Here is a 23747-nt window from a genome sequence, read left to right as displayed (position 1 = left end):
ACTATAATTTATTTGTAGATGTAAAAATTCTTTTCCAGTTTATACCTTCAGAAAAATTGCCATTTTTAAGACTAAACCAAATGAATAGTGGTTTTCCTACAACATGGTCAAAAGGTACAAACCCCCAAGCTCTCGAATCTTCTGAATTATGTCTATTATCTCCCATTGCCCAATAATAATCTTGTTTAAATGTATATTGACTTGTAGGTGTACCATTAATTATTATGGATTTATCGTTTATCTCAAGTTTGTTATTTTCATAAACTGAGATAATTCGACTAAAAAGCGCAATATTCTCTATTCCAATATTAACAGTTACACCTTTTTTTGGAATCCAAATGGGGCCGAAATTATCAAAATTCCAATTCGGAAAATGCTCAGGGTCATGCGGAAAAGTGTTTTTATCAGGATAACTAAATGGACTAACCGTAACATCTTGACCCATAGCTTTAACTTTATTATATTGGTCAAGATCTAAAAATACGTAGCCTGATTTAAAATAAGGATCTTTTGTATTGATTCCCCAGGATTCTAATTTCTTAGTATTTAATGAGGTGGTCGTTGAACTGACCTGATATAAATACTGCATATGCTCTGGGTTTTGAGCGGGTTTACCATTAATATATAGTTGTCTATCAATAAGTTGTAAACTGTCGCCTGGGATTCCAACACAACGTTTAATATAATGGTCTTTTTTATCTAATGGTCTTACCACTAAAGGTAAGCCTTGGCATTCTCTTGCAGCATCTGGTTGTGTTTTAACTTGGAAAGCTGTCCAACTTCTGGTTGGAGTAACATAAACGCTGTCTCCTACAGGCCAATTGAATACAAAGGGGTCATTTCTTTTGACTTCTGTTATTGCAGGAAGTCTAAAATAAGGTAATGATGGCTTTGTAAAATAAGACTCAATATCTAATTTTGGAATTCTGTTATGTAACAATGGAATCATAGCAATGGTCATTGGAGTACGAATACCATAATGTGCTTTACTCACAAAAAGAAAATCACCAACCTTCAGGCTGCCTTCCATCGAAGGGGTTGGAATAACATAGGCTTCTATTAAGAACATTCTGATAAAAGCTGCAGCAAAAACTGCAAAAATGATAGATTCTATCCATTCTCGGAATGTACCTCGAGCATATTTATTGCTTGCTTGGAGTTTGTTTACTTTGGTCCAATCCTTGTTTTTTTGCGCACTATGGAGTGCATCAAAATATTCCTTTTCTTTTAGATAACCTGGTTCAATAAATTGGTTTTTATCATTATTTCCAATTAAATAAAAAGCTAATGGAGGATAGACTACAGCCAGCACAGAATCCATAAAGCTCATTTTGCCAAATGATTTAACTAAATCAATACACATCGCAGCAAAAATGAAGAAATTTACAATTGGAAATAACAACCACCATGCATGCTTTGGGTTTCTTCCAATAAGCTTGCACCAGGCTCCAAAATTAACTCCAGGTATCCAAGCTTTAGAAACCTCAATTCCTGATTTTCTAAATATTAAGCTCAGACTAAAACACAATAATATATAACTAACTAATAAAAAGATTAATATATTCACAATTTAAAATTTATCTGATGGAAATTCTAGTTCAGAAGCAAAGATAATTTAATATAAAAGCATACAGGCCATAAAACGACTAGATTCTAAGGAAATTCGATTAAACGAGTTTTTTGCCGTTTAAATTAGTTAGAAGATAAATCTAAATCACTTAGCATACTTGTCAATTGGTCTTTAAAGGTGATCCTTTGGTCTAGCCATTCCTTCTGAATTATATTCGCTCCTGATATAATATGTAAAATACATTCAATACCTAAATTATGGTCCTTTTTATCTATAGTTTTTAAAAATGATTTTGTTTCAGGGATGCTTGTTATTACCTTCTGATAAAGAGCCTCAGAATCCTCCATGCCGATAGCAATATGATTGCCTTTTGAAAACCAATCACTAATTTGTTGATATGGGTTTACTGTTTTCATCTTCGTGCCGCTTTGAATTGGCGGGAAATTGGGAGCAACCTGATTTAAAATAGATTCGTTTATTAAACTAAGGGCGACATCATAAGCTCCCATTTGTTCCCCTTCATACACTAATTCCATCTTTCCTGTTAATGCTGGTACAATCGATAGTAGATCAGCTAACCTTGCGGTCCCTTTTTTCTCATTATTTAGAATCATTCTGCGTTCTATAGCACTATGTAGTAATTCAATAGCGGCGATACTGAGCCGTGCTGAAATACCACTTTTATCATCAATCAAATCGCTTTCTCTGGCTGTGAAGGAAATCTGTTCTATGATTCGATGCATTAAATTTGGGATATAAATGGAGTGCTCAGTATTTGTTGGCATACTTGCTTCCTGTAAACTTATTTTCAATGCAGTTTCAATATCATCCGGATAATGGGTTAATATTTGACTTTCAATTCGATCTTTCAATGGCGTGATAATAGTACCTCGCTGCGTATAATCTTCAGGATTCGCAGTAAACATAAAAAAGATGTCCAATGGAAGTTTTATTTTAAATCCCCGAATTTGTAGATCATTTTCTTCCAAAATATTAAATAAGGCAACTTGGATTCTTGCTTGTAAATCTGAAAGTTCATTGATTACAAAAATGGATCTGTTAGACCTTGGAATCAAGCCAAAATGTATTGCAAATTCATTGTCGTATGAAATCTTTTTTTGAGCTGCTTTAATGGGATCCAAATCACCAATTAAATCGGCGATACTAACATCCGGTGTTGCTAATTTTTCAACATATCTTTGAGCTTGACCGATCCACTCAATCGGACATTGATCACCTAGTAAAGCAATTTGTTCTATTGCATACTTACTTATTGGATGCAATGGATCGTCATTTATTTCACTTCCTTGAATGATTGGAATATGTTCGTCCAGAAGCTTTGAAAGAAGTCTTGCCATTCTGGTTTTAGCCTGACCTCTTAAACCTAGGAATAAAATATTATGCCCACTCAGGATGGCCCTTTCAACATCTGGAATTACCGTATGATCATATCCATAGATTCCGTCGAAAATAGGTTCTTTTCGTTTTAGCTTTTGAATTAAATTGGACCTCAATTCTTCTCGAATACCTCGATATTGATAGCCTGATTTTTTAAGTTCTCCTAATGTCTTTGCTTTCATCTACCCGTTTTTTTTCGTTTATTACTTTCGTAATTAATTAAAATATGTTCACCTAAACCATCTAAATTCGTGTACAGTGCTTTTCCATTTGCTTCTTTTGAAAATTGTTCTACAAATTCTACAAGATAAGGATCCGTAGTAACCATAAATGTAGTCACATCAATATTTTGTTTTCTGCATTTACGAGCTAAGGCTAATGTTCTTGATACGATGATTCGATCTAATCCAAATGAATTTTTATAGTATTCTTTTCCTCGTTTGATACAGCTTGGTTTTCCATCTGTTATCATCATTATATGCTTATTTGCAGTTTTTCGTTTATTTAAAATTTCAATCGCTAAATTCAATCCAGCTACTGTATTTGTATGATAGGGTCCCACTTCCAAATAGGGTAAATCTTTTAATTCAACTTGCCAGGCATCATCACCAAAAACTACAAAGTCCAATTTATCTTTTGGATAGTAGTTCTGGATCATATGTGATAAAGCGAGTGCTACTTTTTTAGCAGGTGTAATTCTATCCTCCCCATAAAGTATCATTGAATGAGATATATCTATCATCAAAACGGTACTGCATTGTGCTTGTTGAAATCGCTCATGAGAAATTAAATCCGACTCATTTAATTGAAACAACGCTGCACCATTTCGTATAAATGCATTTTTTATAGATTCCTGAGTATTGATTTGTTGAAAGTTATCTCCATATTGAAATGGCCTAATGCTTTCTGAATTTTCATCTCCAGCTCCCGTTTGTTTTGTTTTATGTTTACCTAAACTACTTTTTCTTATTTTCCCGAAGAGTGATTCAAATGCATTTTTTCGAATTTCTATTTCTAATTTACTAGATGGACTATATTGAGAATTTATAGCATTCGTTTCCTGAAGGAGACCGTTTTTCTTAAGCTCTTCAAAAAAATCTGACATTCCATAGTTTAATTTAAAGATTCCAAACTTGCGGTCCAGTTCCTGAAGCCAATCAAGCGTATAATTTACATCTCCGGAAGAGGCTAAAAGTAACTCTTTAAATAAGCGTAATAGTCTATCATACAAACTTTTATGTGAGTTATCACTAGAATCGAAGTAATACTGGATACCCTGAAATGATTTATGGATTTTAGGTGGCATTAAGCAATTAACAACAGTTTAGATTAGATCGTTTAGTATAAGATGTTAAATATGATTTTAATACTTGATGAAATTGTACTTTTGCAGGCTAAACGAAATCTGATGCTTAAATCATTACCACTCTTTTTGTGCATATTTACAGTAATAAATGTTTTTGCGCAAAAATCTGATATTCGTGGAAATATCTACAATAAAAATACAGGTGAACCGCTTGGATTTACGTCTGTATATTTAGAGGGTAGTAAATATGGTGCCTTATCTGATAATCTCGGATTTTTTAATATCGCGGCAGTACCTAAAGGGGACTATGTATTATTCGCTTCATATATTGGATTTGATACCTTTAAAGTGGAAATTTCAATCAAGGGAAATCAGATTATTAACAAGCAAATATTTTTATCAGAATCTAGTACATTATTAGGAGAAGTGAGTGTATCTGGCAAGAAACAACAAGCTCGAACTGAAGTTAAAATTTCTACATTAACAGTGACCCCGAAAGAAATTAAGGCCTTACCTTCAACAGGGGGTGAAGCTGATATTGCCCAATATCTGCAAATTATACCGGGCGTTGTAAGTACAGGTGATCAGGGAGGTCAAATTTATATTCGAGGTGGTTCACCAGTTCAAAATAGAATTTTATTAGATGGAATGACAATATTTAACCCATTTCATTCCATTGGTATTTTTTCTGTCTTTGAAACAGAGGTCATTCGTTCTGTGGATGTATTAACAGGTGGGTTTCCAGCAGAATATGGAGGTAGGATTTCGGCAATTATTGATATGAAGACTAGAGAAGGAAATAAAACCAGGACTTCAGGTTTAGTTTCTGCTAGTCCTTTTATAGCGAAAGCATTAATTGAAGGGCCTATTTCTAAATTTAACGAAAACAAAGGGGGGTCAACATCCTATTTACTTACAGGGAAAACTTCGTTTATTGACCAAACTTCAAAAACGCTTTATAAATATGCATTTGATTCCTCAACCAGTAATTTGCCTTTCAAGTTTCATGATTTTTACGGGAAGATTTCTTCAATTGCAAGTAACGGTAGTTTTTTGAATTTGTTTGGATTCAATTTTAATGATCAGGTAAATTATACAGGATTGGCAAATTTAGATTGGGATGCTTCTGGTGGTGGTGCAAACTTCAAATTAATACCAACAAATTCAAGCCTAATAATTGGTGGTAATATAGCTTATTCAAGATATTTGATTCAACTTAATGAGTTGAATTCTGAACCCCGATCAAGTGAAATTAAGGGATTACAAACGAATATTGATTTTACTTATTTTGGAGCTCATTCAGAATTTAAGTATGGTGTTGAGTTTGATGCATACAGTACGGATTTCAATTTTACCAATTTTCTAAAAGTACCAATAACTAAGAATGATAATAATACAGAATTGGCTGGATATTTAAAGTATCGTACAGTTTTAGGAAACTGGGTAATTGATCCAAGTATTAGACTTCAATATTATGCTTCTCTAGGAAAAACCTCTATTGAACCACGATTTGGTGTAAAGTATAATGTTTCAAATGATTTGCGATTAAAAGCTGCAGGTGGTTTGTTTACACAAAATTTAATGAGTTCCGTAAGTGAACGGGATATCGTAAATTTATTTGTTGGTTTTATCACAAGTCCAAGTTTGATAAAGGCGAGCCATGCAATTTTTGGCTTTGAATATGATTTAAGTGAAAATACGGATATTAATGTGGAGACTTATTTTAAAGACTTTACAACACTTTATCAGTTGAATAGAAATAAACGGTCTGTGCCTGAATCTGATTATACTCAGGAAACAGGGGAGGCCTATGGATTGGATATATTGCTTAAATCTCGTTGGGTAAACTGGAGTTTATGGTTGGGATATTCACTAGGATATGTTAATAGAGATGATGGGATTCAAAAATTTCCAGCACTTTTTGACCGTAGACATAATGCAAATATTGTTATTGATTATCAATTTGGTGCGGGTAAAGTTTGGGAAGCTGGACTCCGGTGGAATCTAGGTTCTGGATTTGCCTTTACAAAAATACAAGGCTTCTTTGAAGATAATAAAATTCCGAAAGGATTAGAAACCGCCTTTGGTATTGAAAATGCTCCTATTGGTGTTATATATTCAGATAAGATAAATAGTGGTAGACTTCCATATTACCATCGATTAGATCTTTCCATAAAAAGGAAAATTGTAATTTCCAAAACAAGGTATTTTGATATCGTAGCTGCAGTTACAAATGCCTATGATCGAAAAAATATATTTTATTTTAATGTCATTGAAAACCGAAGGGTGAATCAATTGCCGGTACTACCTTCTCTTGTTGTATCTTATCATTTTTAAGCTACTTACAAGCAGCTATATTTTTTTCGATTTCTGAAAGTTTGAATTCCGGCATAGACCAATATTGTTTATTTAAATAATTTAAAATATTGCAAATTTCAATAGCAGATAAGTCCGGATTTTTTGGCATAATTTGATCTGAAAATCTTGTGGTTTTTGCATTTGAAGGTTCCTGTCCTATGCCTTTTAGAATCCAGCAACTTAATTGATTTCTATGATTTGTAATATAGTTTACATCCATTAAATTTGGATATAATTTACCAAAACCTTCACCATGAATGCCATGACAAGAAGCACATTTATTTTCATAAGATAGTTTTCCTTCCTTATATATTTCAGAAGATAAATTGCATGTCGAAAAAATATAGAGAATGAATAAGAACAGAATAAAATTATTCTTCATCTAGTAGCTTTTGAACATCTTTAATAAATCGATCTACATCTTTTTCATCAGTGCCCAAGCAATACGATCTTAAATATTGATTTTTATCAGCTAATAAGATCCAACCACTATGATCAAATCCACCTTGTGCACTTGGATCTTCAACAGCAATACTCATATAATTTTCAGAAATTCTCTTTACTTCTTCCATAGTTGAGATGTGAAGAAGTTGAAAGTTAGGAACATCAATTTGAAGTTTGTCGAAGTATGTTTTCAACCTTCCAACACTGTCTTTTCTATAATCAATGCTAAAATTTATATAATGAATCTCATTATTAGATTTAAAATGATTCCCAATTTTAATCATACTGCGAATTGTTTTAGGACAAATAGTTGCACACGAAGTAAAGAAAAAATTGGAAATATGGATTTTACCTTCTAAATGTTTTCTTTCAATTAATTCATTAAATTGATTTTGACATGAAAAATCAGGTGTTTTTACATAAATAGTATCTCCATTTTCAATATGCCGGAGTCCAAGAATTGGTAGCTTTCGTTCCTGGCAGGAAAAAAATATCAGAACGCATAAAAAGCTAAATATTTTCATTTAATAATTATTATTAGTAATACTTAAGACAATTCAGGTCAAGAATTGTTGATTTGAGAATTTAAAATCATACCGTCTTGCATCGTTACGGAAATATCGGTTTTGGATGCAATTTTCTGATCATGTGTGACAATAATGGTGGTCATGCCCATTTCTTTTTTAAATGACAAGATCAGACTTAATACTTGTTCAGCATTTTCCTGATCTAGATTGCCAGTGGGTTCGTCGGCTAATAAAATTTTAGGATTATTAATTAATGCCCTAGCTAAAGCAACACGTTGTTGTTCACCCCCAGATAGCTGACCTGGCTTATGACTTAATCTGGATTCCAAACCAAGTCTGCTTAAAAGACTTTTTGCTGCTGAATTTAGCTCCGCTTCCTTCCGATTTGCTATTAATCCGGGAATACAAACATTCTCAAGTGCTGAAAATTCAGGCAACAAATGGTGAAATTGGAAAATAAAACCAATAAATTGATTTCTGAATAAAGCGAGTTCATTTGCAGATTTGCTTTTCAGATTTAAACCATTTATTAGGATATTCCCTTCGTCGGCAGAATCAAGGGTGCCAATAATATGGAGTAAGGTACTTTTTCCTGCTCCGGAAGCGCCTAATATGCTAATTAATTGTCCTTCTTGTACTTTGAGGTTTATGTTTTTAAGTACTTGCAACTGTTGGAAAGACTTTTTAATATTTATACATTCAATCATTTATATATTATTTATTTCTATATATAATAACATCTAATTTATTTCCAAAGGTAATTGAAGTATTTGCGAAATAAAAAACTTGCCTTTGCAGTTAAATATAATAATTTAAATTAGGAAGTTACATTAAGTCTTAATTTTGAACTTTTTTTAGGGATTTAACGTAACAGAATCTCAATCTTATTATGAAGATATTGCAGCTTTGTAAAAAATTCCCGTTCCCGGCTAAAGATGGCGAATCAATTGCAATTCTGCAAATGAGTAAAGCCCTTACATTAATTGGCTGTGAAGTAAGTCTTTTAGCAATGAACACGAGTAAGCATTTTGTGGATTTGCAACATGGGTACCCTGAAGATTTGAATTATTACAAGGCAATATATTCAGTGAACGTAGATAACAGAATTAGATTGCATGCTGCTTTTAAAAATATATTTAGTTCAGACTCTTATCATATTTCAAGATTTATTTCGCAAGATTTTAATGACAAATTAAAAGAAGTTCTAATTCTTGAAAATTTTGATGTAATTCAGTTGGAAACATTGTATTTAGCTCCATTCCTTTCTACAATTAAAAAGTATTCTAATGCTATGATTGTTTTAAGGGCACATAATATTGAGCATGAAATCTGGCAAAGAATAGCAAAACAAGTTCAATTTTTGCCAAAGAAATTATATCTAAGATATTTAAGTAATAAATTAAAAAATTTTGAAGTCAATACTTTAAATGACTATGATTTTTTAGTCGCTATAACGGAACGAGATTTAGTTCATTTTAAGTCATTAGGATATAAAAATGGTTGTGTAGCTTCACCGGTAGGGTTCGAAATGTCGCATTATCAAGAAGATTATCATGCATATTCAAGGCCGCTTGCACTTTCCTTTATTGGATCTTTGGATTGGATGCCGAATAGTGAAGCGGTTAGATGGTTTTTAAATGAAGTATGGCCAGTTTTAATTAAAAAATTTCCATTTATAGAATTTCATTTTGCGGGTAGAAATGCTTCAGCTGATTTGGCTGAAATTAATTTGAAAGGTGTGTTTTTTCACAAAAATGTTTTGGATTCAAAGAAATTTCTCTTAGCGTATCCTATATTAATTGTGCCCATTTTTGCAGGGTCTGGTATCCGTGTTAAAATCTTAGAAGCCATGGCATTAGGTAGGGTAGTGATAACCACATCTATTGGATTAGAGGGAATTCCAGCAAAGCATAAAGAACAGGTCTTTATTGCAAATACGGTAGAAGATTTTATTAATAGTATAGAGCAATGTCATTTAAAATATTCAAAACTTCAAAGTATAGGTGAAAGTGCAAGGAATTTTGTTTTGAATCATTTTGATAGTTCAAAATTAGCACTCAAATTGGTACATGCATATAAAAAGGCATTACATTCGCACACCCATTCTTAGAGATGGATTTAGTGGATGATACTGGTACTTAAAATTTTCTTTTTTAGTTCGCTTTTCTTACTCGTTCAAAGCTATATATTATATCCTATTCATCTATTGTTACTTTATAAATTTTCATCTAGAAAGAAGAGTGAAAATCTTAAAAGTGATCAGACATTACCCTTTATTTCATGTATTACCTCTGTATACAATGAAGAGGCCATTATTGGCCAGAAACTCGACACTGTTTTAACTTCTGACTACCCGAAAGAAAAACTAGCGATTTATGTAGGTTCAGATGCATCTTTAGACCAATCAAACCAAATTATTGAGGAATTTTGTAAAATGGATTCCAGAATTCATTTTTATCCATTTTCAATCAGAAGAGGAAAAACAAATGTGATTAATGATTTAATGGATGTAGCATTTGAAAGGCATCCAAAAACAAATGACCACATTATACTATTTACAGATGCGAATGTAATGTTGGACAAAAATACCATACGTCAATTAAGCACTAATTTTTATTTACCGAATGTAGCCTTAGTAGATTCTCGAATTGTACAAAGAAATCTTATGGAAGATGGAATTTCATTTTCTGAGAACAAATATATGACTTTGGAAACGCATATCAAATGGATGGAAGGATTTGTTTGGGGTAAAATGATGGGAGCTTTCGGGGGTTGTTTTGCAATTAGATCTGTTTATCTAGAAAAAATTCCACCAAGTTTAATTGTTGATGATTTTTATATTTCTATGAATGCATTAATAAAAGGAGGAATTTGCTTAGTAGATGAAAATGCAATTTGTTATGAAGGTATTCCGAATCAGATTTTTGAAGAATTTAAAAGAAAATCCAGAATTTCAATTGGAAATTTTCAGAACTTGGCGATCTTTTATAATCTTATGTTTAATCAACCCTGGCAATTGGCGTATGCGTTTGTTTCTCATAAATTAATTCGATGGATTGGTCCTATCCTGCTTTTAATTGTTTGGCTAAGTTCCTTTTTTATAGGACTATTACAACAGAATATATTCTTAGAGTTTTTTATGGTTTTTAGTTTTGTAATGCTTGGATTACCAGTCTTAGATCTTATGCTTAGCCAGCTTGGAATCCATATTAAAATATTAAGAGGCCTTAGATACTTTTTCATAATGAACCTTGCTTTATTAAATGGGTTTATATTGTATCTAACTGGGAAGCAAAAAAGTTCTTGGCAACCACCTAAAAGAAGTTCAATTTAATGATACATTTTAATACAATAGAAGAAGGAATACAGGATTTTAAATCAGGTAAAGTAATTATTGTTGTTGATAATGAAGACCGCGAAAATGAAGGTGACTTTATTTGTGCAGCAGAAACAATTAGTCCCGAAATAGTAAATTTTATGGCTACAGAAGGCAGAGGGCTAATTTGTGCTCCTCTGGATGAGCATAGGGCGGATGAGCTGAATTTACCTTTAATGGTTAGAAATAATACATCACTTCACGAAACCGCATTTACCGTATCCGTAGATTTAATAGGTCATGGTTGTTCAACGGGTATTTCTACTTATGATCGGGCCCTAACTATCAAAGCTTTAGCAAATGTTGATTTTGTTTCAAAAGATTTTGCTAGGCCAGGGCATATTTTTCCACTTAGGGCAAAATCAGGTGGAGTTTTACAAAGAACGGGTCATACGGAGGCTGTAGTTGATTTAGCTCGTTTGGCGGGAATGAAACCTGCCGGCGCTTTAATTGAAATATTGAATGAAGATGGTTCCATGGCACGTTTGCCACAGCTTATTTTAAGAGCAGAAAAATTAGGGCTTAAAATAATTTCAATTAATGATTTAATTGAGTATCGATTGCGTAGTGAACGATTAGTACTCGTGGAGAAAAAGTTGCATCGAATCATAGACGGAATAGAATTTGAATTAATTCAATACCGTCAAATTAATACTGGGGATATGCATGTAGCTTTTGTAAAAGGAGGATCTTCGAATGCGGACTATGCGCATGTTCGGGTGCAACATGCAGATACTTTTTGTGAGCTTATAGATATTATTGTAAATGATCAGGATTCAATTGTTGCAAAGTCATTACAAATTTTGAAAAACACAGAATTTGGTATTCTATTGATGTTAACTCAAAAAGAAGGAACAGTAGACCCTTTTTTTAGAATTGAATCCAATGTTCACAATGAACATGTGCGCAGCGAACAACAACAACGTGAAATAGGAATTGGTGCTCAAATACTACATGATCTTGGTGTTCGAAAAATGAAAATAATTTCTAATAATCCAAGAAAAACAATAGCACTTCAAGGTTATGGCCTTGAAATAATCGGCTACCTTCCAGTATAAATTTTATTGCTAAAAACTTGGGCAAATATAGCCCTCATAGTCATAATTACTGATTAATGTAAAGCTTATCTCCATGGAATGGGTTGGTGATTTATATTGAATTGCATCTTTTATACCAAAATCGTAATGAAGCCCAATAATAAAATTTTTAATTTCAAAACCGACTTGTAAACCTAAATCTGCTGGAACAATAGAGTTTAAATTTTTTACTAAACGGGTTGACACGCCTGAATGAAAAGCAGTTTGGTTTAAAGTATAGAATGATCTTCTAAAGGATAAACCTGTATTAATCATAAAATGTTGGCCTTGATTCGTAATTAATAGCCTTGGATATATATCGGTATAAGAATTTACATTATATATTAAATTTAAAATACCGGTTATTTTATGATTTGCTAGAATTGTTTTTGAACCTGTATAATCTTTGTCTTCAAAATTATTATACAAGGATAGGTTTGGTTTAAATAAGTAATGAAGCGCTACTCCTGATTGAATTCTAAGTTTGCTATTTAAAGCAGTATTGTGTTGTAATCCAAATTTAATTTCAGGTTTTGAATAGATGTTTGCTGGCAATAATTCGCTTGAAGTACCACTGTAATTTGTAATCCCATCAAATTGATCTTCAAAATAGATATTATCATAATTGATAGATCTTTGCGTAATACCAAAACCTATTCCAACGGAAAGATAATTAGCGCTAGATTTTTCTAATAATTTATGATATGAAAGTAAAATCGAAATTTCATTATTGTTCCAATCAAATATTTTTGCTCGATCTGTAATAAAATACACAGCGGCTCCAAAATAGTCATTTTTAAAATCCTGAAAACCTAAATCAAATTTTATATCGCCCAATACCCCAAAACTGCTAATGGGTCTTTCTTGGAGACCAATCCATTGATTTCTATGGATTGAACTTACTCTAAAATTACCAGTAAAAGTGGAGGTAAAAGCTGGGTTATAATAAGGTGCTACCGTATTAAATTGTGAAAAATTTACATCTTGAGCACGGATGACATTGAATATCATTAAAAGTAGAAAAACCTGAACTGATATTTTAAACATAGTATTTTCGCATAAGCTTGCAAGATATAGTTTTTTATATTATGATTACCTTTGTAGTATGAAATTAATAGTAGGGTCACCCGTTATTCAACTTCGCAAGGAACGTTCACACAAAGCTGAGCTTACAAGTCAACTTTTATATGGAGAGTCTTTGGAAGTATTAGATACTTTTGAATCGTGGAGTTTTGTTAAATGTTTACAGGATGCATATACAGGTTGGATTGAATCAAAATCATGGCTTTTTAAAAAGGAATTTTCTGCCACTAATTTTGAGGTAGTTAATGTTTTTAGCGCGATAATAAAAAGAGAAGATACTATTTATAAAGTACCATTTGGATCCATTCTTGATCTTTCAGTAGACAAAATTGAAGCCGGTACAGCAGAGAAAAAAATGGATTTGGATAAGGCATTACATTGTTTGCAAGAAGCGTTTTTAAATGCTCCTTATCTCTGGGGTGGTAAAACTGGATTTGGAATTGATTGTTCCGGATTAACACAATTGTTTTATAGATTAGTTGGCCTCAATATTGAAAGGGATGCTTCTTTACAATGTAAATCGGGTGATGATATATTTTTAAGTCAAATTGAAGCTGGTGATTTATTATTTTTTAAAAATGAAGACAACATGATTATTCATGTGGGAATTGCTATTGATAATTATCAAATTCTACACGCATCTGGAACCGTACGTATTGATCGTTTTGATGAATCCGGAATATTTAATTCACAACTTTCTGAGTATACTCATGTATTTGCATTTGCAAAAAGATTTACAAGGCTCTTATAATATCATATTTTGTTAAAACATGAAAATTGCCTACTTGGTCTTTAACAACTACACCTGGAATTTTTTCTGAGAAATATTTATTTAAGATACTTAAGGGTGTTTCCATGGATACTATAGGCATCGCCTCCGTCATGATCGTATGCGCTGCTTTTTCAGGATTATTTAATGGATTTTCAATAATAAAATTTAATACCATATTTTCTGAAATGCTACCTATGATTTCATTTTTATCAACGATCGGAAGCTGTGAAATATCATGTTTTTTCATAAGGCTAAGAACATTTCGAATCGTTTCATTGGGTGAAATACTATAAAATGTTTTGTCCGTTTTGGCTTTAACAAGGTCTGACACTAATAATTCAGTTTGGAGAAATCCTCGCTCGCGCATCCAATCATCATTATATATTTTGCCTATGTAGCGACTTCCATGATCATGAAATATGATAACCACCACATCATCTTTTGTAAGCTTCTTTTTTAATTGTAGTAATCCGGCCATTGCGGATCCTGCAGAATATCCAAGTAAGATTCCTTCTTCACGGGCCAATCGCCTTGCAGCTAATGCACCATCTTTATCGGATACTTTTTCAAAAAGGTCAATTAAGTCAAAATTTACATTTTTAGGCAAAATATCTTCACCGATTCCTTCAGTAATATATGGGTAAATCTCTTTTTCATCAAAGATGCCTGTTTCTTTATATTTTTTGAATACAGAACCATAAGTATCAATTCCCCAAATCTTAATTGAAGGATTTTTTTCTTTTAGGTACTTCGCTACCCCTGAAATAGTGCCTCCCGTACCGACTCCAACGACAAGATGTGTTATTTTACCATCCGTTTGCGACCAAATTTCTGGTCCTGTACTTTCGTAATGTGCTATACTGTTTGAAGGATTATCATATTGATTGCACCAAAATGAATTGGGTATTTCTTTACTTAGCTTTTCAGCTACCGAGTAGTAGGAACGAGGATCGGTAGGTTCTACATTTGTCGGGCAAACGATGACTTCAGCCCCCAGAGCTTTTAATAGATCAATTTTTTCTTTTGATTGCTTGTCAGAGGTGGTAAATATGCATTTATAGCCTTTAACACACGCTGTTAAGGCAAGACCCATACCTGTATTGCCGCTTGTACATTCAATGATGGTGCCACCTGGCTTGATTTTTCCAGAATTTTCAGCATCCTCTACCATTTTAACAGCCATCCGATCTTTTATAGAATGTCCAGGATTAAATGTTTCCACTTTAGCTAAAACCAATGCAGGGATATCATCAATGACTTTATTGAGCTTTATAAGCGGTGTATTACCAATAGTTTCAAGTATATTATTATAATACTTCATACATTTTTGCTGTAAAGCTAAAGCATTTTTCAAGAGTCTTAATTCTGAAAAATCTAAGACTATGTTAATGTATATTTAGTAGGGAATATTAAATCTAATTAGAATTGAAATTTCAATCCAAAATATGGAGGTTCCGAATTCTTAATTGGCTATTTAAAAGCTTATTTATTTGTAATTCAATTGCACAAAGAATCGCTTATTAAATATGCTCAGTTGTCTACCTACTTCAGCAGAAACAATAACTTGAACATCTTTTTCATAAATCGGAGGGATCCTGCCAATTACTTTTGCAAGTATACTTCTATTTAAAATTGGATTCATAATTTCAATATAAGATTCCATAGTGGCGGTATTGTGAAGTGCAAAAAATCGGCCTTCGCCCAAACCTTTAGATTCACATATTGCAATGCCTCTGGAGGTATGTGTAAACTTTTCTGTTATCGTTTCATCTAGCTCCATTTGCGCATTGGACACGTGCTCGGAATCAATATTCAAATGTATTTGGTAATACCCAATGAGGAGCTCTTGTCCAGCTTTTAAACTATTGTTTTCAAGTTTATTTAGTTGTCTTATTCTTGCAATTGGAAAATCAAAAGAACGCTTGCAAATGCTAAATAGATTATCCTTAGCATTTACAATATAATAAACTGGAACCAGGTTATTTGATGATAATAATTTTTTATCAGTGATCTGATTCGGTGTAACTGGAATTTTTAGAGTTGTAAATTCATTAATTGTACCGTGAGCGTGTTCCTGATTTGCAGAAAGGAGCTCAAGAATAGAAATATTATAAAATTGTGAAATACTAAATAATGTTTGATTTTTAGATACTTTGTGAAGGAAAAAGGCTTGATTTTTGTTTTGAATGTTAATTAGTAAACTATCTGGACATGCATGTATTTTACCAGACTGTGCATTAATTTGGTCAGATATAACAATTAAAAAGCTGAGTATGAAGTATTTAATTCTCATAAATGTCTATTATTTAACTACAAATATATTATAATTATTCTTAATATATTAAATGATTCAAACAAATAATTTTATTGGACTGATACCAGCCAGATATGGATCTCAACGATTGCCAGGTAAGCTATTAAAAGAAATTGAAGGAAAATCAGTACTCCATAGAGTTTTTGAGCAAGTTTCTAAATCCAGTATTCTAAATAAAATAGTGATTGTAACAGATCATGAAGATATTTTAAATCATGCGATTTCATTTGGGGCTGAGGTGTTTATGAGTAAAATGGAGCATCAGAGTGGCACAGATAGGATTGCCGAGTATGTAAGTTTGCACCCAGGATTTAATTATGCAATTAATATTCAAGGGGATGAACCTTTTATTGATCCTAAAAGTATCGATTTATTGGCTAAGCAAATGACTACTAATAAATTTGATATTGCTACCTTGGCAATAGAAATGTCTTCGTATGATTTAATTGAAAATCCAAATACAGTTAAGGTGGTTACTGATTTTAACCAAAGGGCATTATACTTCAGTCGGTCTCCAATTCCATTTTTAAGAGAACAACAGAATTTAAATTCTAAATTTTCATGGTTAAGGCATATTGGTTTATATTCTTTTAAGCGAGATGTTTTACTGGAAGTATCTCGTCTTCCAATGTCAAGCTTAGAACAATTTGAATCTCTTGAGCAATTGAGATGGTTGCAAAATGGATATTCTATTGGAGTTCAATTGGTATCTGACCATGCAATAGGAATTGATACCATGGAAGATCTTGTAACCGCGATCTCTTATGCAAGAAAAAATAATTTATAAATTATTTTAGAAATCCAGAATGAAATTGCAGAGGTAGTAAATCTAAGCTGGACTTAAAGACATAAGTGTTATTATTTAAATCACCCAATATGATTTCAATCGGCTGGTTATTTTTAAGTTCAAATTCTGAAATCACTTGTCTGCAAAGTCCACACGGTGCAACCGGATGATGATTCTTTTGATTTCTAACATTTACTGCCAATTTTTTTATTGGAATGCTTTCAATTAAATTTCCGTATGAAAACAAAGCAGCTCGTTCAGCGCAGATGCCACATGGATAGGAAGCATTTTCCTGATTACATCCAAGTATAATGGTCTCATTTTCCAATAACAATGCCGCCCCAACAAAGAAATTTGAAAAAGGAGCATACGCGAGTTGAGTAGCCTGTTGTGCAGCCTCAAGTGTTTTGCGTTGCAGATTGTCAAGTTCTAAACCTCGGTTATAACTTTTAAAGTTTATAATTATTTCTTGGTTTGTCATTCATTTATTTGCTAACAGTAAAGCCTAATTTCTGTGTATTCGATTTATTTACAATACTTAAGTAATGGAGTCCGTCCTTTAATTCTGAGGTATTGATTGAAAAATAGTTTATACCTGGTACAACAGTTTTCTTGTAAACAGTGAGAAGTCGTCCATAAATATCCGAGATATTGATAGTTACTTCAAGATTTGTTGATTGATTGTTGTAGTCTACAAAAAGCACCCCTGTTTTGACTGGATTTGGATAAACAGATAAAGTGTTATCGTAGCTATATATATTCAAATTTGAAAAAATAGGGGATTGTGCAACTTGTTTATTTTGATTTATCGCTTTTATTCTATAAACAGTTTCTGAATATTCCATTCCGGAATAATTAAAAGTATAATTTGAAGCGAGTTTCGAGTTTCCTTTGGCCTGCACTTTTCCAATGGAATCAAATTTTAATTGATCTTTTGATTTTTCAATAATGAAATATGCACAATTTGTTTCATTTAAGGTTGTAAATTGTATATTATTTTGTGTAGATTTATTGGAGACGTTAAGTTTTGAGAAATTAACAAAATTTTGAACAGTATTAAAAATGCCAATACTACTATTTGCTAAAAGCTTACTGCTTAATTCAAAGACAATGGTGTTGGAATCTGATTTTGAGTAAATATATTTATTAGAATCTAATTTTGAAGCCGATGCATAACTTACAAAATTTTCTTTTTGTGTATTCATATGATTTGTCGATGGGTCAGGATTGCCTGGAGAGAGAATATTAAAAAGCTTCAAATCACTTGTTGAAATCGAACCAATTTGAGATTTTAAACTTTCAATTTCTAAGTTTGAAAAATAATAAAGTATACTGACATTTGAAACTGGAGGTAGTGTTGTACTTATTTCCCAATATTTATTAGATACAAAAAATGATTGTGAGCGATCTACATAGCTTGCAGTTATTTGACTTGTTTTATTTATATCGTAATCTTTAGACGTATGAAGCTTTATTGTTAAAGATCTCGTGTTTAGATTGCCAATATTGTTACCTTTTTTGTTTATTGACAAGATAAGAATATCATCTTTGGCATCGATCGTATTATTATCAAAATAGTAATGTGTATAGACCCCATCTGAACATTCAAGATTTGCTTCAATTATTGAATTTCCGGAAATTTGTGTTTTGTTATTTGGAACATACGAAGTAACACAGTTGGAACTTGCAATACGCTGTCTTATTAAATTTCCTGGTTCTGTTCCAAAACCTAAATTTAAATCAATTCCGGGCATGCCAGATTGAAAGCAATAGCTCATTATAGTGCCTTTAACGGGAACACCAGGATTTGAGCAGCTTCCTTCCAATTTCGCACAATTGTCAATCGCTTTATTTTTTGATGGTCCCCATACGCAAGCATGGGTATGCCTTGAGCCTAAAACATGACCAATTTCATGTGTAACCATAAAAACATCCCAACTATAAGCAGGGGCATTTACATAAGTTCCTAATACATTTGCATAAGCATAAGCGTAACTTGAATTGCAAAGTGTATTGATATAGGATATGCCACCAAGCGGTGCTAAGTTATTTTTGGAATATCCTGATAACAAAATTTTTACCGTCTTAGTAATATTTGGATATTTTTTTCTAAAATAATCTAAATCTTCATTGGCGGAAATATGTGTAAAGCCATCTTTTGTTGAATGTATAATTATTTGAGCCAAAGCGATTGATATATTTTCTCTTTTATACAAAGTATGAACATTATTAAATAGCCCAGTAACATAATTTGTAATAGATTGAATATTTCCTTTAAATTTTAAATATAGTTCGTAATCTACATTAACAGAAATAGAAACAATTTTACAATTATCAGATAACCTAGATTGCAGTTCGACCTCTTTTTCAATATAATGGCGGTAGTCATCAGCATGGCATGCAGTTGCATATTTATTTATGGATATTTTGTCTTCATCAATGACCAGACAGGTGTTTCCATTTTCAAAGGGTAAAATATTAAGTTTATTTCCGTTATTGCTATACGCCGTGCCATAAAGTTCGTTTTCATAAACACTTAAACTAGAGAATGAATTTTCATCATTGAGTATTTTCCCTTTTAAATGTATGCCTTTGTCAACTGGCATGGGTGTTTGTTCAGTATTTTTTATAAGTACTACTTCGAAATTCGAAGTAAAGAAATCATATTCGGTATATACAAAAGGCAATGATTTTCCAGTGTTGGTAGGAATCTTTATGGAAACAATTGAATTAAATTGATTTTTAATACTGAGTATATTTTTTTTGTTCAATTTGTAATATCGGATTCCTTCTGATATTACATTTACACTGTTTACTTCTGTGCCGATAATATTTTTACTTTGTACGGATTCCGATTGGCTAAGCTGATTAATTTGAAATGGGTCTTTTGATTGTGTTTTTAAATTTGAATAACTTATAATCAAAATTAATGTTATAAAATGAGTCAACTTATTGCACTTGTTTAAGTTGCATTTTTTTGAATGAAAACGAGAATTATTCATATCAGAAGTTTTAAATCAAGATTATACATATTATAAATATTTATAATATATAGATGAACAAACAAGAATTGTGCCAAAAGCTGTCTATTGCATTAAGTGGTTACCATAATGATATGGAAATCAATAATATAGCTAATTATATTATTGCTTATTTGCCATTAGAAAAAGCTTCAATGGCGGATGTTAAAGGTGTACTATATGATACTGATTTCTTTAATAATTTAATTGTTAGATTGAAATCTAATGAACCAATACAATATATTTTGAATCAAGCCTGCTTTATGGGATTGGATTTTTATGTAAATTCTCATGTTTTAATTCCAAGATCTGAGACGGAAGAATTAGTAGCTTGGATTCTTGAGATTTATAAAAAAGATACCATTTTGAAAGTTTTAGATATTGGGACAGGTAGTGGCTGCATTGCAATAAGTTTAAAAAAATTTAGACCAGATTGGGATCTTACGGCAATTGATTATTCAAATGAAGCCATTGGAATTGCACATAAAAATTCAGCTTATTATGGTATCAATATTAAATTAATATACCTGGATTTTATGAAACATGCAAGTCAATTAAAATCGAAATATGATTTAATTGTCTCAAATCCACCTTATATTGATAAATCAGAATTGCATTTAGTTTCTAAATCCGTTCTGGATTTCGAGCCAACGCAGGCATTGTTTCCTGAAAGTGATGATCCATTAATTTTTTATCGGGAAATAGCAAGGTTCTCAATGAAAAGTTTAAACGATAAGGGTTCCATATTTTTAGAAATTAATGAATATTATGAAATGGAAATCAAAAATATATTTATTGAATATGGATTTAGTGCAGTTACACTAAGAAATGATTTGCAAAATAAACCAAGAATGCTTCGAATCCAATTCTAATTGATAATAAATATTTTTTTTGCTGATTTGCTTTTTGGCTCTATCTGAATTAAATAGATACCAGACTTTAATTCATGTGTATAAAACTTATTCTGTTGATTCCACAAAATATGTTGTTTTCCCTGCAAATCAATGGCTCTGATATGTGGTATAACAAGGTTTGGATTTGTTAGGCTAATATACTTATTTAAGGTTGAATAATTAATATCAATCGAATTGTTAAGCTCTTTATTTGAAACCACTATGGGGTCTGGCAATTCGCATTTAAAAGCACCATGCCCATGTGAGAAAATGATTAGTTTGGATTCAATTTTAGAGTACTGAATGTCATAAACCGAAATTACATCATATGGGTGTTGATTAAATGCTTGCCAATTTTTTGCATAATCAAAACTTACAAATATTCCAAGGTCGCAGCCAGCATATAAAATCATAGTATCCCTCGGGTCAATCAGAATACAATGAAAGGGTACATCCGGTAAACCATTATTTTCTGGATATGTCCAAGTGCTTCCGGCGTCTTTGCTTTGCATAATTCCGTTTTGCCCAGTCCCTCCTAAAGCAATAAATATAGACTTATTATTTTTTGAATTCAAATAAATATCGCGAATAAAGCGCTCTGGTATTCCATTATCAATAGAAACTATTTCTTTGCCAGCATTATAGCTAACATATAAATTGCTTTCAACAAAAGTAGTATTTATGGTACTAAAATAAATTAAATTGTTATTTTCATTGGATAATAAAATACTTGTAATTTTTTCGTTTTTATTTATTAATTTAGTGGTATCCCATTGAATGCCGCCATCTACTGAATGTAAAAGTTTATCACCTCCTGAATAAATATCCAAAAAGTTATCGCGATGCATAACAAAAGGGGAGACAAAACTGGCATTTAAATTTTGAGGAATCAATTCTTTCCAGCTCTTGCCCTGGTCAAAACTATTATAAAGATTTTGGTATTGCGATGATAAATAAAGTATAGTGTCATATTTTGGATGAAAAGCACTAAACGTGCCATCTCCAAGATGTATTGACTTCCATTGATTGGTTCCTGAATAGATTGCTGTTCGATTATCTTGTAAACCACCCAGTAGCATTTTTGAATTTTGAGATAGACTTCCGTTGTAAAACTGCGTACTTATATAACCACCATTGCAGGGATAAAATGATTCGCCAAAATTATCTGAGCGAAACAACCCACCATCTGTTGCGATGTATATTTTATTTGGATCCAGGGGATTGCTTATAATATCGTGCATATCCGCATGGATCTTTATCTTTTTCAATATCAAATTAAAGAATTGATTTCCGGTTCCTGTCGTATCCAAATACAGGTCCACGCCACCCATTATTAATTTTGAGGAATCATCATCTTTGATGTGTAAACATTTAGCATACCATCCTTGATAAGAACAAACATCTTTTGTCACGGTATAATACTTGGTAGAATCAAATTCGTCAACAGTACGCAGCAAACCAATCGTTTTAAATGCATCTGAATATGCTGCATAAACTTTATCGGGATTTGATTTAAAGAGGGCTAACATGATTCGGCCATTATACATAGTATCATTTGGAGAATTAATTTTTTGCCACGTTGTGCCTTGATTTATTGTTTTGTAAACTCCATAATGGCTTCCATTAATTCCTCCTACACCAGCATATAAGATATTTGGTTCCTGAGGATTTATTATCAAATCCATAACTAATGGAAGATCCAGTATGACAGACCAATTTAATCCATTGTTTACAGATCTATACACACCTAAATTTGTTGCAGCAAAAACAATGTTTGGATTTGTAGGATGAATTATAATTTTCCATATTGCCGTCGATTTTTTGTTTAACCAATCCAAACTTATCTTCCAATTTAAACCACCATCTGTCGATTTTAAAATCCCAATTCCATTAGATCCTCTTAATGTTCTTGTAGCAATGCCCCCATTTGATCCTAAATAATTATACACTTCACCGGTACCTATATACATCGTACTGGGCTGGGTTTGTTGAATTGCAATTGATGAAATGGAAGCGACTGGAAACCTGGTTGGAATATTTTTCCATGCATTCATACCGAGCCCTCCAGAATTTGATTTCCATAGGCCCGAACTGGCACTGCCCATCCATAATTCAGAACTATCTGTTGGGTGTATTGCAATACATAATGTCCTGCCTGCAATATTATTGGGGCCAATACTCTCCCAAATAGGAAGATTTCGATAAAAAATATTATTTAGAAGTCCGTTTTTAAATTTAATGAATTCTCTATAAAAACTATAAGTCTCATTCGCCTCAAATGGAAATTCTTCTATTAGATTTCTCTGATTAAAATATTCAAAACTTTCTTCCTTAGAATTATTTAGCTCCTTGAACTCAATAGTTTCAGCTACTATATGTTTATTATTTTTGTCTATTGGATTACATCCAATATGAATCATAAACATACTAAATGTTAGGTACCTTAAAACAATTGTAAATATTCTCATCAGCCTCCACTTCGTTTTGTATTTCTATATCCTTTCTCTATTAAGATTTTAATGATTTTATCTACTTGATCTCCTTGAATTAATATTTCGCCATCTTTTACAGCGCCGCCAAGTCCACATTTTTGCTTAATATATTTACACAGTTCATTTAATTGCTTATCATTTTCATCAATACCAAATATTCGGCTCAAGGACTTTCCGCCTTTCAATTTAGTATACCTTTCTACCCGGACTTTTTGCAAAACTTTATTGTCATTTTCATTACTTTCACTTTCTTTGGTAACATCAGCTAAACTATGGGTTGAATATGCCAATGTTAAATCTTGTAATGAATTTAAGGTTTTCTTTTTCATGA

General features: G+C 32.1%; 20 protein-coding genes. 7 read left to right on the top strand and 13 right to left on the bottom strand.

Annotated features, from left to right (window positions below):
* Position 1 precedes the first annotated feature (1 nt).
* The 3 genes from lepB to IPO86_11015 all read right to left on the bottom strand — a co-directional run bounded on the left by lepB (position 2) and on the right by IPO86_11015 (position 4241).
* Complete coding sequence (gene lepB, locus IPO86_11025) at positions 2-1561, bottom strand: signal peptidase I (GenBank protein MBK9728642.1); 1560 nt, start codon at positions 1559-1561, stop codon at positions 2-4.
* 131 nt (positions 1562-1692) lie between these two features.
* Entirely contained in the window at positions 1693-3150 is a 1458-nt protein-coding gene (locus IPO86_11020) for a magnesium chelatase (GenBank protein MBK9728641.1), read from the bottom strand.
* Complete coding sequence (locus IPO86_11015; GenBank protein MBK9728640.1) at positions 3147-4241, bottom strand: hypothetical protein; 1095 nt, start codon at positions 4239-4241, stop codon at positions 3147-3149. The genes IPO86_11020 and IPO86_11015 overlap by 4 nt, the downstream gene beginning before the upstream one ends.
* 135 nt (positions 4242-4376) lie before the next feature.
* Here IPO86_11015 and IPO86_11010 point away from each other — a divergent pair, with 135 nt between their 5' ends.
* Complete coding sequence (locus IPO86_11010; GenBank protein MBK9728639.1) at positions 4377-6611, top strand: TonB-dependent receptor; 2235 nt, start codon at positions 4377-4379, stop codon at positions 6609-6611.
* Position 6612: 1 nt separating this feature from the next.
* Here the strand turns inward: IPO86_11010 and IPO86_11005 are convergent, their stop codons facing one another.
* From IPO86_11005 to IPO86_10995, 3 genes are read right to left on the bottom strand one after another with little or no spacing between them, the layout of a single operon-like run.
* Positions 6613-7014: a cytochrome c gene (locus tag IPO86_11005; protein MBK9728638.1), complete on the bottom strand. Its 402-nt coding sequence runs from the start codon at positions 7012-7014 to the stop codon at positions 6613-6615.
* Positions 7004-7600 (bottom strand): SCO family protein, encoded by a 597-nt coding sequence (locus tag IPO86_11000; protein MBK9728637.1) that lies wholly within the window; start codon positions 7598-7600, stop codon positions 7004-7006. The genes IPO86_11005 and IPO86_11000 overlap by 11 nt, the downstream gene beginning before the upstream one ends.
* 38 nt (positions 7601-7638) lie before the next feature.
* Positions 7639-8310 (bottom strand): ABC transporter ATP-binding protein, encoded by a 672-nt coding sequence (locus IPO86_10995; GenBank protein MBK9728636.1) that lies wholly within the window; start codon positions 8308-8310, stop codon positions 7639-7641.
* 254 nt (positions 8311-8564) lie between these two features.
* Between IPO86_10995 and IPO86_10990 the strand changes: the two genes are divergently transcribed.
* Genes IPO86_10990 through ribB form a run of 3 tightly spaced genes read left to right on the top strand, consistent with a single transcriptional unit; the run spans position 8565 to position 12037 of the window.
* Positions 8565-9713, top strand: coding sequence for a glycosyltransferase (locus IPO86_10990; protein MBK9728635.1), 1149 nt, complete (start codon positions 8565-8567; stop codon positions 9711-9713).
* A gap of 15 nt (positions 9714-9728) precedes the next feature.
* A complete protein-coding gene (locus IPO86_10985) occupies positions 9729-10937 on the top strand; it encodes a glycosyltransferase (GenBank protein MBK9728634.1) in 1209 nt (402 codons plus the stop codon).
* Positions 10937-12037: a 3,4-dihydroxy-2-butanone-4-phosphate synthase gene (ribB, locus tag IPO86_10980; GenBank protein MBK9728633.1), complete on the top strand. Its 1101-nt coding sequence runs from the start codon at positions 10937-10939 to the stop codon at positions 12035-12037. The genes IPO86_10985 and ribB overlap by 1 nt, the downstream gene beginning before the upstream one ends.
* Before the next feature lie 9 nt (positions 12038-12046).
* Here the strand turns inward: ribB and IPO86_10975 are convergent, their stop codons facing one another.
* Positions 12047-13102 (bottom strand): PorP/SprF family type IX secretion system membrane protein, encoded by a 1056-nt coding sequence (locus IPO86_10975; GenBank protein MBK9728632.1) that lies wholly within the window; start codon positions 13100-13102, stop codon positions 12047-12049.
* Between the two features lie 58 nt (positions 13103-13160).
* Between IPO86_10975 and IPO86_10970 the strand changes: the two genes are divergently transcribed.
* Positions 13161-13889, top strand: coding sequence for a C40 family peptidase (locus IPO86_10970; protein MBK9728631.1), 729 nt, complete (start codon positions 13161-13163; stop codon positions 13887-13889).
* Here IPO86_10970 and IPO86_10965 read toward each other — a convergent pair.
* Positions 13873-15231: a pyridoxal-phosphate dependent enzyme gene (locus IPO86_10965; GenBank protein ID MBK9728630.1), complete on the bottom strand. Its 1359-nt coding sequence runs from the start codon at positions 15229-15231 to the stop codon at positions 13873-13875. The two genes, IPO86_10970 and IPO86_10965, sit on opposite strands and share 17 nt — an antisense overlap.
* Before the next feature lie 165 nt (positions 15232-15396).
* A complete protein-coding gene (locus IPO86_10960; protein ID MBK9728629.1) occupies positions 15397-16203 on the bottom strand; it encodes a LysM peptidoglycan-binding domain-containing protein in 807 nt (268 codons plus the stop codon).
* Positions 16204-16255: 52 nt separating this feature from the next.
* Here IPO86_10960 and kdsB point away from each other — a divergent pair, with 52 nt between their 5' ends.
* The gene (gene kdsB / locus IPO86_10955; protein MBK9728628.1) at positions 16256-17011 is read left to right on the top strand and encodes a 3-deoxy-manno-octulosonate cytidylyltransferase; all 756 of its coding nucleotides are present in this window, start codon (positions 16256-16258) and stop codon (positions 17009-17011) included.
* A 1-nt stretch (position 17012) separates the two neighbouring features.
* Here the strand turns inward: kdsB and IPO86_10950 are convergent, their stop codons facing one another.
* Positions 17013-17492, bottom strand: a complete 480-nt coding sequence (locus tag IPO86_10950; GenBank protein ID MBK9728627.1) for a cytidine deaminase — start codon at positions 17490-17492, stop codon at positions 17013-17015.
* 4 nt (positions 17493-17496) lie between these two features.
* On the bottom strand, positions 17497-20013 hold the full coding sequence (locus IPO86_10945) for a hypothetical protein (GenBank protein MBK9728626.1): 2517 nt from the start codon (positions 20011-20013) through the stop codon (positions 17497-17499).
* 53 nt (positions 20014-20066) lie between these two features.
* Here IPO86_10945 and prmC point away from each other — a divergent pair, with 53 nt between their 5' ends.
* Positions 20067-20903 (top strand): peptide chain release factor N(5)-glutamine methyltransferase, encoded by an 837-nt coding sequence (gene prmC / locus IPO86_10940; GenBank protein MBK9728625.1) that lies wholly within the window; start codon positions 20067-20069, stop codon positions 20901-20903.
* On the opposite strand, the gene IPO86_10935 is transcribed toward prmC, so the two are convergent.
* Together IPO86_10935 and IPO86_10930 are read right to left on the bottom strand one after the other, a co-directional pair.
* The gene (locus tag IPO86_10935; protein ID MBK9728624.1) at positions 20900-23392 is read right to left on the bottom strand and encodes a hypothetical protein; all 2493 of its coding nucleotides are present in this window, start codon (positions 23390-23392) and stop codon (positions 20900-20902) included. The genes prmC and IPO86_10935 overlap by 4 nt on opposite strands.
* Complete coding sequence (locus IPO86_10930) at positions 23392-23745, bottom strand: translation initiation factor (GenBank protein MBK9728623.1); 354 nt, start codon at positions 23743-23745, stop codon at positions 23392-23394. Before IPO86_10930 ends, IPO86_10935 begins: the two co-directional genes overlap by 1 nt.
* Between the last annotated feature and the right edge of the window lie 2 nt (positions 23746-23747).

This window comes from Saprospiraceae bacterium (assembly GCA_016717265.1).
Lineage (GTDB): Bacteria > Bacteroidota > Bacteroidia > Chitinophagales > Saprospiraceae > Vicinibacter.
The sequence above is the reverse complement of the archived record's forward strand: the minus strand, read 5'-3'. Positions and strand labels throughout refer to the sequence as shown.